Source organism: Parapedobacter composti (genome assembly GCF_900112315.1).
GTDB classification, from domain to species: domain Bacteria; phylum Bacteroidota; class Bacteroidia; order Sphingobacteriales; family Sphingobacteriaceae; genus Parapedobacter; species Parapedobacter composti.
The window spans coordinates 56119-69838 of sequence record NZ_FOLL01000001.1 but is presented as its reverse complement, the minus strand read 5'-3'; the positions used below and the strand labels follow the sequence as shown (position 1 = coordinate 69838).

8 protein-coding genes are annotated in these 13720 nt (G+C 51.9%); 1 reads left to right on the top strand and 7 read right to left on the bottom strand.

What is annotated here, in order from left to right:
• Positions 1–8: 8 nt before the first annotated feature.
• From BM030_RS00275 to BM030_RS00250, 6 genes are all read right to left on the bottom strand, one after another.
• Positions 9–1448: a hypothetical protein gene (locus BM030_RS00275; RefSeq protein ID WP_090969946.1), complete on the bottom strand. Its 1440-nt coding sequence runs from the start codon at positions 1446–1448 to the stop codon at positions 9–11.
• Positions 1449–1457: 9 nt separating this feature from the next.
• A complete protein-coding gene (locus BM030_RS00270) occupies positions 1458–2309 on the bottom strand; it encodes a substrate import-associated zinc metallohydrolase lipoprotein (protein ID WP_090969943.1) in 852 nt (283 codons plus the stop codon).
• A gap of 48 nt (positions 2310–2357) precedes the next feature.
• On the bottom strand, positions 2358–3773 hold the full coding sequence (locus BM030_RS00265) for a RagB/SusD family nutrient uptake outer membrane protein (RefSeq protein WP_090969941.1): 1416 nt from the start codon (positions 3771–3773) through the stop codon (positions 2358–2360).
• A gap of 13 nt (positions 3774–3786) precedes the next feature.
• Complete coding sequence (locus BM030_RS00260; RefSeq protein WP_170845579.1) at positions 3787–7323, bottom strand: SusC/RagA family TonB-linked outer membrane protein; 3537 nt, start codon at positions 7321–7323, stop codon at positions 3787–3789.
• Positions 7324–7512: 189 nt separating this feature from the next.
• Positions 7513–8667 (bottom strand): FecR domain-containing protein, encoded by a 1155-nt coding sequence (locus tag BM030_RS00255; RefSeq protein ID WP_090969937.1) that lies wholly within the window; start codon positions 8665–8667, stop codon positions 7513–7515.
• 59 nt (positions 8668–8726) lie between these two features.
• Positions 8727–9284, bottom strand: a complete 558-nt coding sequence (locus tag BM030_RS00250) for an RNA polymerase sigma-70 factor (RefSeq protein ID WP_090969935.1) — start codon at positions 9282–9284, stop codon at positions 8727–8729.
• 200 nt (positions 9285–9484) lie between these two features.
• On the opposite strand from BM030_RS00250, the gene BM030_RS00245 reads away from it, so the two are divergent.
• Positions 9485–12793: a UvrD-helicase domain-containing protein gene (locus tag BM030_RS00245; protein ID WP_170845578.1), complete on the top strand. Its 3309-nt coding sequence runs from the start codon at positions 9485–9487 to the stop codon at positions 12791–12793.
• Here the strand turns inward: BM030_RS00245 and BM030_RS00240 are convergent.
• Positions 12770–13714 (bottom strand): NAD-dependent epimerase/dehydratase family protein, encoded by a 945-nt coding sequence (locus tag BM030_RS00240; RefSeq protein ID WP_090969931.1) that lies wholly within the window; start codon positions 13712–13714, stop codon positions 12770–12772. The two genes, BM030_RS00245 and BM030_RS00240, sit on opposite strands and share 24 nt — an antisense overlap.
• Between the last annotated feature and the right edge of the window lie 6 nt (positions 13715–13720).

The following is a 13720-nucleotide window of genomic DNA, read 5'->3' as shown; positions in this document are numbered from 1 at the left end:
CGTTTCCCTTAATCGAACCGCAACGATCGGTGCGCCGCGGTCTGTAAGATATACTCCACCCAAATGCGGCTATCTTTTACACTGACCAGCCTGAGCCGCAGCGTGGTGCCCACGATGACAGGAACCACCGTAACGCCCTCTTCAGGAAACACATGAGAGAAGTATTCGTCAAAACCGGCTTTTAAGGGCACTGTAGCACCCGCTGGCTCGGTAAAGGTGATCGTCAGCGCGCTGGCGGCTGCCTCAGACTTCTCCATTGCAAAGCGGTAGAGGAAAAAAAGATTTCCGGAAGCCGACTGCCGATGTGTGGATATTTGCAGGTTGGTCGGTGACGTTGCCGGGAAGTAAAGCTGGTGCACCAGCCGGGTGTCTGTTTTGACGTCACTACCATGTTGTTCCAGGTAGGTGCCAAACACCTGCCGGTGCTGGTTGACCACCTCGCTGTAATAGTCTTCCGCATTTTGTGTATAAGCAAAAAGCCCGACCTGTTGCGCTGGTGCCGTCACCCAATCGGTGATACTGGTGCCCCGGTCTGTGGTAAGGGTAAAATCATACGGCGCTTCATGCATATATCCCATGGTTCCGGTGCCCGCATTTCCGGCCTTAACGATTTGCAGGGTTGGCTCCTGCACTTCGCCCAGCTCAATAGAATCTACCACCACGGAACCGTAAGAAATTACCGGACTGATGACTATGCCCTTCGGATAAATGGAATATGTTACCGTGGCGGATGTAGGGACTGACGCAGGGGTCTCCTTATAGGTCAGCGAGATGGTTTTGGCAAGGGTATCCAACGCATCGATACGTGCTGAAAAGCGCTCCGTAATCAGGTTGTAGAAATAGAAATCAGTGGATATTTCGGCAAAGGCTTTGACTTTCAAGCGGGTTTCTTCTGCCAATCGGGCCTGCTCTTCCTCATGAGCTATTTGGGCAAGTACGGCGTCCACTTGGGCATCCAGTTTGGCTTGGTTGGCCGCACCGGCCGGATCCAGACGGAATGCCTCGTTATCATAGCCGTCTGAACGGACCAGGTTAAAGTAACCGCCATTTTCTACATAGGTCATTTTGAATTTCTGCGATCCATTGAACCGAGCGGCCAGCTCACCGAATACACTTTCTCCCGGAAATACGATAATGGGCACATAGTTACCTTCAAAATCGTATGTTACGGCTTCCTGAACGGTATGGAAGCCCCTGTATCCAGACAGAATGCTCATTGTTTGCACGCCCTGGAAACGTAATTGCATATAAACGGTATCGTCGTATTGCTCAGGTTTGTAAGCCAGTATCCATCCGTTGGACGACGAGGCCAGCAGCTCGGTATAACGTGCCGCGATTTGGCTCACTTCTTCGGACACAGGCCTGGGCGGCAGTACCGTAGCTTTTTTCTCGCAGCCCAATACCATAAACGCCAAGAGGGCGATAGCCGGAATTATTTTCTTGTTCATCAGTATACGTTATAAATTAGTTAAGATGTCCTGCAAATACTCCTGCAGCACATGGATGTCAATCCCCTTATCCAGATAGAAGTTATAAACCAGTAGATATTTCTGTTTCAGGTAGTCGTTGGCTTCAACGATTTCCATAACTTCTTCTTTTGGGGTGGTCATCAGGCCGTCTACCCAAGTGGCAAAGTCTTCCGACTCATTAGTCATTCCGTAATTGCGCCAGAATCCGCGAGACCGGGCTTCCGCCTGGCTGAATGCGCCGTATGCCGTGCCACCCGCATACAAGCCTTTTGATACTTCATCGAAGCCTATCGGACGGCCGTAAATCTTGTCCAGCACATGCGCAAATTCATGGTGCAGGGTGGCATATTGGCCGCGCAGCCACGACGCGTTGGCCATATCATAATCATTCACGCCGGTAATGATGACCCGACTCAAGCCATAGGCCAGCCCCGAGGCGCTGAAGTTTCGTTCGCCGCCCTCCACGTAATCCATGCTGGTTCCGAACATTATCATTTCAATGGGCATATGTTCCCGCATGAAATCGGTTCGCTGCCGATCATAAGGAGCGATGAACAGTTTCCGGATTACGTTTTCGATATAGGGAAGCACCAACTCTTGCCGGGGGGGCACGGCGAACGCGTCGGCCGATTTATACCGCCGATCGTAGCGATAAATGATTTTGGTCTGGTACTCCTTCTGTAACTGATAGATGGCCAAATCAGTAGGGTCATCCGGCGGTGGAGTTTCTTCATACGGTTCATAAGGGATGGGGGCTTCGGGCTGGCACCCCCCAGCGAAAAAGAGCAGGCTGGCCAAAACAATGGCTGCAATCTTACTGAAGTCTTGATATGCTGTCATAATTGTTTCATTTTGTGAGTTTTCAACAACGGGAGATATTAAATTGCCCTAACGCGGATTGGGTTCCATTTCTGGATTGGCGTCCAATTCGGCAAAAGGAATCTGTACCACCCGCCGTGGATCGCCCGGCGGAAGGTGGATCTCCCGGGTGCCGTCCCAGTGGGTTACCGGAATATCATACCGCTTTACATCAAACCAACGATGGCCCTCGTAGCAAAGCTCCCAGTTTTTCTCATCCAGTATTTTATCCAGTAAGGCTTGTTCCGTGGGATAATCGGCCAGGTCCAACGCAACGTATGGCCGCCAGCGCCTTTGGAGAATCTGGTTTAACAGGTCTATCGCATATTGAAAGTCGGGGTTTTCTTTCCGAACGGCGGCTTCTGCCGCATTGTACATCACCTCTTCTACCACAAAAAGCGCCACATCAGAATACGATTGCCCGTCCGACGGCAGCTGACCACGGAACTTCCGGGCCATGTAATTGGGGGTTTGATTATTCCAGCGGGTATATATCTTTCCGCGCACGTCATTGGGGTGAAACGTTTCCCTGAATGCATTGGCATACAGGCTACCCCTAAAATAGGAATTCCACTCCAATGTGTAGTTGACCAACAGAATGTTGGTGTTATGCGTTTCGAAGTAACGCCGTGCGAACGTTGTGTAATCCCCTACAGCAAAATATTGGTCGTAATCCGAGAACAAATCCCTGATGCTATTGTTGAGCTTGAAAACCTCCTCACTGTGGAAGAGCGATTGCTCCCAGTCGCCCTTGAACAGGTAAAAGCGGGAAAGAAACGCGTGTATTGATGCTCGTGACCAATGGAACTTGGGCGCCTTCATGAAACCTTCATTGATCAGTTCCAGACCTTTTTTGGCATCCGCTTCAATGTGATCATACACAAATTGCACATTGTCGCGCTTATACGACCGTCCCGGCTCCTTTTCCGTTTCGGCTACATAAGGGATGCCCAAATCGGTCGCTGCCGTGGCCGAATGGTAATGTTTGGCGAAAATGTTAACCAACATGAAGTGGCAGTAGGCGCGGTTCATGTAAGCTTCGCCTTTCACAGACCGCCGCAGGGCATCGTCACCACTGGCTTGGTCAACTCCTTCCAGAACAACATTTGCTTCGTAGATGTTGTTATAATATTTGCGCCACGCCGCCTCCGGCGTGATGGCGTTATTCAGAATATAATTATCTGACCAAAGATAAAGCGGCCTAAGCCACGACGTGATGTTCGCGTGGTTGTAGTCTGGATAATGGTAGTAACGTACATTTTCCGTATACAGTTCGGTAAAGAGGTGATAGGCCTGCGGGTAAGCGCCGGTAATGACGGCTTGATAATCTTCTACGGTGGATAAACGGACGCGGTTGTCCGGATTCACGGCCAGGTATTTTTCGCAACCGGTCAATACGGCCACCAAGGTTGAAAGAAGAATGATGATATGTTTTGTTTGTTTCATAGCCCTTTGCCCTTTAAAAGTTTAAATTAAGCCCCAATGTATAGCTGGTGGCTGCCGGTATGAAAATACCTGACACAATGGCTTCGGGGTCTTGCCCGTTCAGGCTGGGATCGGCCCACAAAGCTAAGTTTTGTGCCTGCGCAGTAATCTTCAAGTTCTTTACCCGCAACCGGTCGGCCAACACATGGGGAATATCATAAGCTATCATGACGTTTTTAAACCGGATAAATGACCCATCGGCCACCCGGATGTCGCTCCTGTTGTAGGCCATGAACGGTTCAGCATTGGCCTGTAGTAGCTGCGCCCGTGTTTCCTCCTCGATAATCCGGGGAACATTGGTATACCGCTCATCGCCGGGGGTGGTCCACCGGTTGGCCAAGGCAGCATCAAGTGCGTCCACGTCTGAAAAATACCGGTTCAGCAGCGGGTTCAAGCGAATCTTGTTACCATAGGAAAAAGTAAATAGGAACGATAGGCTGATGTTTTTGTACTGGAATTGGTTGGTCAGCCCCCCTGAACCGAGCGGCTCGCGACTGCCTTCGTACTTTAGCATATCCAGATTGGTAGTATATCTGGAAAATGAGTTGGACAGGCGGCTATCCGCCGTATAAAACAGGGGCAGTCCGTTTTCATCCAATGTGGCAAAACGGAAGGAATAGAGTCCGGCGACAGGCCTCCCCAGCATGGGCGCGCCACGGTCATGCGTCTGGCGGATAACACCGTTTGACGTTTGCAGGCGAGTCACTTCGTTTTTGTTATAGCCATATGTGAAGATGGTGCTCCATTGAAAGTTATGCCGCTTGATTTGCTGCATGCTCAGCGTTACTTCGAACCCTTCGTTTCTCATGTCTGCCCAGTTCATTGTACGCTGGGTGAAGCCGCTAGCACGCGATACCTGGATTGCCCCAATCAGGTCGTAATTGTCGCGGTGGTACCATTCCAACGTAGCGGAAACCCGGGAGAAGAGGCCGAATTCAATAGCGGCATTGGCCATTTTTTCTTTTTCCCACTGCATGGTAGGGTTATCCGGTGCTTCTATGGAAATAATGTTTTCTACTTCATTGGGGTTGAACCGCGTGGTGGTACCATAATACGCCAGCAGCTCAGGACTGCCCAGCCCGCTGATATTCCCGCGCGTACCATACGACCCTCTCACTTTAAGGAAGTCAAGCCATTGCACATCCTGAAGAAACGCTTCGTTATCAACGTTCCAACTGACGCCGGCTACCCATATCGGCAGAAATCGGAACCGCTCTGAAGCGCCCAGCCGATTGGATCCATCGGCACGGGTAGACAGGGTGACGTTGTACTTGTTATCGTATGAGTATGCGAGGTTAGCAAAGAATGAGGCTTCCCGGTAGGTATTGAGCCCGAGGTTGTAATACGGCGATCCGGTGGCCGACAACTGGTCGCGCTGGATGGCCCGATAATCGGGGCTTGCCGTTAATCCACGGTAGTACTCCAGTCCATAGGCGGTAAAATGATAGTTGTTGTACTTGCGTTGCTTGATTTCGGTACCCGCCATCAAATCCAGTATATGCACATTGTTGAATACCGGTTTGTAGTTCAGCATGTTTCTCACAGTGTAAAATTCACCCTGATTGTTGTCTACCATGGCGATACCGCCCCGTGGCAGCACGGAAATCCGATATTCGCTATCGTCGTAAGGATCGTCATACAACCGGTCGTTTGCGGAACGGATGGCAACAGACTGCATTGCACGATAGCTTTGGGCCACATTGGATAGCTCGGTGGAGATGTGTTCCGACATTGCCGAGGTACCGCGCGCTGACAGGATGAATGAATAGTTCAGGTTACTGGTGATTTTCCACAGCCCGTCTAACTGGAAGCGGATTTCCTTGAGCTTGATGTCCACGAAATTATTGTCCATTTCGTGGAGGATGTTGAAGGGCGCGAAATGAGCTTGGTAAAATTCCAGCTCTCCACTGTCGTTATAAGGACGCATGGCTCGGCTGGTGGTACGGGCATAGGTGTAGGGATTGATGTCATAGTCGCGCTGAGGCAGCCCCCCCGAAACGTGTTCATCAAATGCACCGAACGAACGTTGGTTACGGACGGAACCGTACAATGTGCCGGTGATGGAGAATTTGTCCGACAGGTTGAAATTCCCTTTAAGGTTTCCACTGAAACGGTCGACATATTGATTGCGCGTCTGCCCATCGTCCCGAAAATAGCTCCCGGACATGTAGTACTGTGCTTTTTCTGTGCCCGTACTTAGGCTGACGCTATGCTCCTGATTGATCGAGTTGCGGAACAGCACGTCGAACCAATCTGTATTGTATGTTTTGGCCCGCTGAATCTCGTCATAATATTGTTCCCAAGTGATTTCTTTGCGCGATAGCTGATGCAATAGCTTGCCGAACGCTCCGTATGTACTGTTAAGGTTGGTGAAGTCCATGATGTTCTTCTCATACAATTCTTCCGAGAACTCCATCCGTTGCTTTGAATTCATGACGTTAAAGCTGGTGATAGACGGTTTTAAGGCCATGCTGAAGTTATTCTTATAGCTCACGTTGGTTTGCCCAGCCCTGCCCTTTTTCGTCGTTACCACAATCACGCCATTGACCGCCTGTGTACCGTACATTGCTGTAGCTGACGCGTCTTTCAAAACCTGAATGTCTTCTATGTCATCCGGGTTGATACCACTGATTGCCGAACTGAGCATGGTAGCGGCATCGCCGGAATAGAGTTGATTGGGGTTCACGTTAACAGGATCATCCAGCACCACGCCATCCACTACCCAGAGCGGCTCCTGATTACCACTGATGGATGAGTTGCCACGGATACGGATTTTTGATTTGGTGCCGAACGTGCCACTGGTGTTTTCTACCGCCACGCCGGCTACCATTCCTTGCAGTGCTTTGCCTACATCGGAGATACCGGCCGTAGCCAACCCTTCAGGGTCTACTTTGCCGACTGATCCGGTGAAGGTACGCTTGTCAATCACTTGATAACCGGTAACCACCACATCTTCTAAGGTTTCCATTCTGGGTGTCAGGCGCACGGGGGAAAGGTTATCCACGCCCAGCCGAAGCTCCAAGGGAGCGTATCCCACGTATTGGAACGTCATGCGGGTACCTTTCTTACCTGTGATGCGGAAACGTCCCTCTTCATCGGAGATGGTAGTGCCTGTGCCGTCTGCGAATTGGATGGTCACACCCGCCAGCGGGTTTTCAGCCTCACCCTCGACCACTTTGCCGGATAAGGTTACGATACTGTCTTGCTGGCTCAGGGTACCGTTACTTACTGGCGGTGTACGCGTGGAATCGGCGACCGACCGAGCCAGGATAATGTAGCTGTCGGTGAATCGGAAGGACAATGCCTTTCCGCGAAGCACCGTCTGCATCACGTCTTTAAGCGGAGCCCTCGTGAAAGCAACATCGACTTTTTCCTCATCATCGAGCAGGTCGTTATTGTAAAATACGACCAAATTCGTTTGCTTTTTAATTTCATTAAACAATGCTTTTAATGAAATTTGCTTGGCCGTCATCGAAAATTGCCGCTGCTGTCCTGCACTTACGCTGGCCATCGCATAAAAACAAAAAAATAACAGCCACACCAAGCATTTGGTAATTAATTTTAAACCCATGGACAAGAAATAATTGTTAGTTCAATAAAATAGACTTCCCTTTTCTAAAAAAGGGCGACAAGGAAATCACTTTTTTTTGAAAAAAAAGCTACAACCGACTATTAACGGTCTTTTTCATGTCTTTAACAACTAAAATAACACAACCTTGTTACCTGTAATGCGGTAACGCAGCGTAGAACTGCCGGCCAGGTTGTGCATCAACACGGAAACAGGCTTGGCCGTTTCAAAGGCACCGCTGAACCGCAGTTTGGTTAGTTGGGGATTGGCGATGATAAACTCGGTACCGGAAGCTCGGTTGACCATCGTCATGATATGTTCGAGTGGCTCGTTATGAAAAAAATAGACGCCCTCCTGCCAACCCAATACCGTCTCGGCGTCGAATGGGGTATTTTCGAGGGAGCCATCGGGACGGAGCTGAGCCGCCATGCCGGGTGACAGTTCGGTTTGTGCACCGCTCGCGACTACCTCCAGTCGTACCTTGCCTTTCACCAAAGCTACCTGAGCGGCACCTGCTTCATAAGCCTGCAGGTTAAACGACGTGCCCAGCACCTGCACGGTAATATCCCCAGTAGCCACCGAAAACGGGCGGTCTTCATCCTCCTGCACATCAAAAAACGCTTCCCCTTCCAAGAAGACGACCCGTGTGCTATCACTGAATGCTGACGGGAATTCCAGTCGGCTGCCGGCATTAAGGTGGACAAGTGAGCCGTCCGGCAACTCCAACCGATAGGTTTTCGCCTTAGGTACCCACACGGTCAACCTGCTATCGCCCGGCTCAACGGCCAACCGGGCAGCATCTGCATGACGTTTACCCTCACTGGCTGCGAGCGTAAGCGCGCCCACCTGAATGGGATGGCTGTCGTCCAGTGCTACGTGGCGCCCGTTGTTGAACGTCACATAGACAGAATCCGGCGTCGTTGAATCCCTCACAAGAAGGTCTGGATCTGTCCGTAGGCCAAACCAAAGCGAAAAGGCAATGACCGGCAACAGTACAGCGGCAGCAATCGCCAACCATTGCATCGGCTGTCGCCGTTGCATGCCGTCACCTACTGGCTCGGTGTTCTTCATACGGACCAACAGGTCGTCAAAGCGCCGGTCCACCGGTATGTTATCTGCAAAATTAGCAGCCTGATACAACGATAGCGTTTGCGATGCTTCCTCCCATCGATTACGTATTTCCGGATCTGACGCGATTAACCTATCCAGCATCTTTGCGTCATTGCTTGACAGGTTACCACTTAGCTTATCTGCGATAAGCTGCTCTACGTCCACAGGTTTTGCCATAAGGTTTGTTTTCCCGCTATTAAATTATAAGACGCATTTGCCGCCCAAAGTGGGTGACATCAGCACCTAAATTGTTGCATATATTCTCTTATTTTTATTAAACCGCGTTTTAATTGGGTTTTTACCGTATTAATGCTAACTCCCGTGATGTCCGCCGCTTCTTGGTATTTTTTCTGCTGCAGGTATACCAAATCAAATATTTTTTTGCATTGTTCGGGGAGTCCGTCCAGTGCGTTCCGCAATTGCTTCAGCTTGTCATCAACATCTTCCTGCGCTAACAGGTGTTGGGCTTCTGCCATGTCATCAATAAACGATTCGAAGAATACCGATTCAAGCTGTTTATTCCTTTTGATATAATCAAAGCATGCGTTCTGCACAGCTCGGTAAAGATATGCATCCAGTTGCAAGGCTTTGTCATATCCTTTTGATTGCCATAACTTCAAGAATAGGTCTTGCACGACATCCTCAGCCACCTCCCGATTTTTCAATACCATAAATGCCCTTACAAAAAGGCGCTTATAATAGTTTAGATACATTTCCCGGAATGCATTGATTTCATCGCTATCACGCGGGTAATGCACCCGGGTATTCACGTTCACTTGATTATCTTCCGCCATAGTTCGAGGATGGACAATGGTAATGGTCAGTGTTGAGCGGCTACGCTTATGTGATGTGTCTTTTCATAACATCTATCGCAAATCTACAGTTAGATTTTGATTTTTACCAATGTGATTGTTCAAATTTGCGGAAAGATTTCATGGTAGTACTTGGTTTCCCGGTTCTGATTTTCCTATCTTCATCCCAAAAATACAGGACAATGCCCACCGTACCTCCACTGAAAATACTGAAAGCCTCCGCTGGGTCCGGCAAGACCTTCAGCCTTACGGCGCATTACCTCACATTGCTGTTTTCAGGCGAAAGCAAATATCGGGAGATACTGGCCATCACATTTACCAACAAGGCCACAGCCGAAATGAAAGGCCGCATCCTTGAGGTGCTGGAAGCACTGGCCATCGGGGACGGAAAGCAAACGGATAAAGCCACCGGCTACCGCGAAATCCTGCTGGAAGCTTATCCGCAGTGGGATGCGGCCACGTTGCAGCAACGTGCAGCGGCGGTGTACCGCAAAATCCTGCACGATTACAGCCGCTTCGCCGTGAGCACCATCGATGGATTTACGCAGAAGGTTATCCGCGGCTTCACGTTCGAACTGGGTATCGACGCGGGATATAAACTGGAAATGAACATCCGCAAGGTCAAAGCCGACCTCGTGCTCCGCCTCAACCGCCTGCTGGACGAGCGCCCGGACCTGCTGCAGTGGATCATGGACTACGCACAGGTGCGGATAGACCGGGATGAAAACTGGAACTACCGCTGGGCGCTGAGCGATCTGGCTTCGGAAATCTTTAAGGAAGATTTCCAGGACTTCGACAAGGCGGTAGCGGACATCCCCGAACAGGAGCTGTTTGCCAGCTTGGACAGCTACTGCAAAGCGGCCATCAAGCAGTTTGAGGATGCTTTTGAGCAGCTGCTCAAAATGGCCGCCGATACCTTCGCCGCCTCGGGTGTGGATGTGATGGATATGGCGGGGAAGTCGCGCAACCACCTGGGTAAGCTGGGCAGCCTCTCAGCGCAGAACCCGCACGATACTGTTAAAAAACTGGAGAAATACATCCACAACCCGGATGAATGGCAGAAAGGCGGGTTGACGGGGCAGATGGCTTCGCTGTACGACGAGCTGAACCCGGTATTGGAAAAGTTATACAACCTGTACACGGAGCAAAGCCCGGATTACTACCTGGCCAAAGCCATCGACGAGAACCTCTATTACCTGCGCCTCCTCAAAGAAATGAGTACCCTGCTCGCAGAATGGCGCCGGGATAACGGCGCCCAGCTCATCAGTGATGCGCAGATACTGCTCAATAACATCGGCGTTAATGAGTCGGGCGACCCGACCTTCATCTGGGAAAAGACGGGCAACCGCTTCCGCCATTTTCTCTTCGATGAATTTCAGGACACGTCGCGCAAGCAATGGGACAACCTGCGCCCGCTGCTCATCAACGCCATGGGAAATGCATCGGGCCGACATGCCGAACACCTCATCGTGGGGGATGTCAAGCAAAGTATCTACCGCTGGCGCAATGGCGACTGGCGCATCCTGCTGGACCGTGCGGAGCAGCAGATCGGCACGGCATTCAACGTAACGGATACGGCTGCACTCATCCGCAATGAAACACTGGAGGTCAATTACCGCAGCCATGCCAACATTGTGGCCTTCAACAACCGCATTTTCGAACGTGCCCCCCAGTGGCTGCAGCAACGCCTCAATGACCGTATCCTCACCGAACTGGGCGAAGAGCAATATGCACGCTGGTGGAAACCCTCCGGCAACCACGATACCATCATCCGGGCTTACCGGGATAGCCACCAGCAACTACCGTCCAGCGCAAAGAAGCCAGGCGGTACCGTACAGGTGGAATTCATCGATGTAACGAGCAACAACCACCGCGCCAGCGCAGTGAAGGAAGAAGCACTCACCCGGTTGGCCGGTACGCTCATCGGCTGGCTGTCCGCGGGCACCTACCGGCCGGGGCAAATCGGCATCCTCGTACGCACCAACAACGAAGCCCGGGAAGTCATCCAGTACCTGCTCGATAAACAACGGGAAGCGTCCTTGACATTTGACGTGATATCGGGCGATGCGCTGGCCCTGGCCAATCACCCTGCCATCCGGCTGCTGGTAGACACCCTGCGCGCGTTGGTAGGTAAACTGCCCGACGTGGCGTTGTACACGGCCAACTGTGTGCACCTGTACAGTCAGCTGCTCCGCCCGGGCGAAGCAGTATTGCCGGATGACTGGGCGCGGATAAGCACCTGCAAGCCCACGGAACTGGCGGGACTGCTGCCCGAACCGCTGTGCAGCAATTGGGAGGCATGGTCGCAGTTGCCGCTGGCCGAACTCATCGAGTCGCTTATCGTGGCATATGGGCTGCAGAAAAACGAGGAAAGCCTTCCCTACCTCTTTGCCTTCCGCGACCTCATTGCCGCGTTTACGGCCACTGGCGAGCGCGGAATACCGGCATTCCTCACTTACTGGGAAGAGGATGGCATCGACCGGGCACTACCTGCCGCGGGCGGGGCAGACGCCGTAGAGGTCTTGACCATCCATAAATCCAAGGGACTGGCGTTTGATGTGGTGATGATTCCCTTCTGCAGCTGGCCCATCGACGGGCGTACCAACGGCAATTTCTGGGTAGGTACCGAAGACACGCCCTATGCGTTGCTGCACAAAACCCCCGTCAAGTACAAGAGCGACCTTGGCAAGTCGCGCCTATACCAAGCATATTTCGAAGAGATGCTCTTCAACTACATGGATGCCCTCAACACACTTTACGTGGCCACTACCCGCACGCGCAAACACCTCTATGTTACCGCTCCCGGCAAGAAAGGCGATAGCGAAATCAATACACTGCTTGCCGGTGACCTGCTGCTTGAGGTATTGCCCGGCATTGCGGATGAACTGGAAGTGGCGTTCCGCAGCGGCATCCAGGTGGGTGACGTTCCAGCACCGGATACCCGCGTAACCGAAGCCCCCGCGCCCGACGGCTGGTCTTTTGCCTACTACCCCGCCTCCGCGCGGCTGAAAGAAGAGCTGGCCCGGCCGGAGATACAGGCCGAACTGGACATCGTACGGCTGGATGCCGCCAAACGCCAGGGGCAATTGTTGCATGAGCTGATGGCCGGACTGGTTTCGGCAGCGGATTTGGACGCGCATTTGGACGCATTGCAGACGGAGGGCATGCTCATGGAAGAGGATCGGGCGGACGTACGTACCCTCGCATTGTCGACCTTGAGCCACCCGCAACTGGCCCAGTGGTTCAGCGGTGACTATGAGCACTGGAACGAGCGGAGCATCATCCTGCCGAATGGCCGCACCATGCGCCCTGACAAGGTGCTGGTGAGTCCGGATGAAACCATCGTGGTGGACTTCAAATTTACGCAGCACGAAGACGATGCACACCGCAGGCAAGTATCCGATTACATGCTGACGCTCCGAGAAATGGGCATGCCTGACGTGAAAGGGTATGTGTATTATGGAATGTTAGGCACGTTGGTGGAAGTCTGAATAGCGGGAGGCCAGCACCGCCTTCATTCCCGCCTCATAGGTTGTCGGTGTAAACCCGAATTCGCGGCAAAACCGTTCACTGTCAAAAAAATAATGCTGGTTGTACTGATATTGCATCTCTACCAACTCAGCAATTGTCCGGCTAAAAAGCCCGCCAAACCGCAGCATCCATGGCCGCAGCAGCATACATGCCGGCTTCGTGCCGTACAGGGCAGCCGCTGTTTCGATAAATTGCTGGCCGGTCCACCGCTCGGCCGAGGTAGGCAGGTGCCATACCTGGCCGTATGCACCGGCGGTATTCCCTAAAATCGCCGTAGCTTTTGCCGCATCGGGCGTATAGGTAAACGAATGGATTTTGTGAACGTCGCCTTGCCATTTGGGTTTCTTTCCTTTCGCCATATCCTCCAGCACCAGCAGATTGAGCAACCCGTTACTAGCGTCCGGTCCATAGAAATCGGCACTTCGTGCAATGAGTGCTCGCAACGACTGATCAGCCATAGCTTTATCAATCATACGCACCAATTGCGCGCGCACTTTTCCCTTCCTGGAAGGCGGCTCTATCCGGCTCTTCTCGGTCATATGTGGGATACTGTCTTTATCATACATGTATACATTATCGAAAAACACCAACCGGCTCTGATGCGCTAAGCAGGCATCGATCACATGCTGCATTACCGTCGGCCATTGGCGCTGCCATACCCGGCTGTCATAAGGCAATCCGACTGTCAGATACACCACATCCGAGCCTGCAACGGCTTCCGATACCCGCGAGGCATCCAATAAATCTGCAGGGAATAACTCGTCATTTTCATTTACGCGTGTGGGATTGCGGGCGACCAATCTTACCTTTGAGGTGAACGCCGTCAGTTCCTTCGCCAACAGGTTACCGATTGCTCCCCCAGAACCTAATATCGTTTGCATACCAAT

Excerpts from the sequence above, each read along its gene's own strand:
- BM030_RS00245 (WP_170845578.1), top strand. The coding sequence starts at position 9,485 with ATGCCCACCGTACCTCCACTGAAAATACTGAAAGCCTCCGCTGGGTCC.
- BM030_RS00255 (WP_090969937.1), bottom strand. The coding sequence starts at position 8,667 with ATGGCAAAACCTGTGGACGTAGAGCAGCTTATCGCAGATAAGCTAAGT.
- BM030_RS00240 (WP_090969931.1), bottom strand. The coding sequence starts at position 13,714 with ATGCAAACGATATTAGGTTCTGGGGGAGCAATCGGTAACCTGTTGGCG.
- BM030_RS00250 (WP_090969935.1), bottom strand. The coding sequence starts at position 9,284 with ATGGCGGAAGATAATCAAGTGAACGTGAATACCCGGGTGCATTACCCG.
- BM030_RS00275 (WP_090969946.1), bottom strand. The coding sequence starts at position 1,448 with ATGAACAAGAAAATAATTCCGGCTATCGCCCTCTTGGCGTTTATGGTA.
- BM030_RS00265 (WP_090969941.1), bottom strand. The coding sequence starts at position 3,773 with ATGAAACAAACAAAACATATCATCATTCTTCTTTCAACCTTGGTGGCC.
- BM030_RS00260 (WP_170845579.1), bottom strand. The coding sequence starts at position 7,323 with ATGGCCAGCGTAAGTGCAGGACAGCAGCGGCAATTTTCGATGACGGCC.
- BM030_RS00270 (WP_090969943.1), bottom strand. The coding sequence starts at position 2,309 with ATGACAGCATATCAAGACTTCAGTAAGATTGCAGCCATTGTTTTGGCC.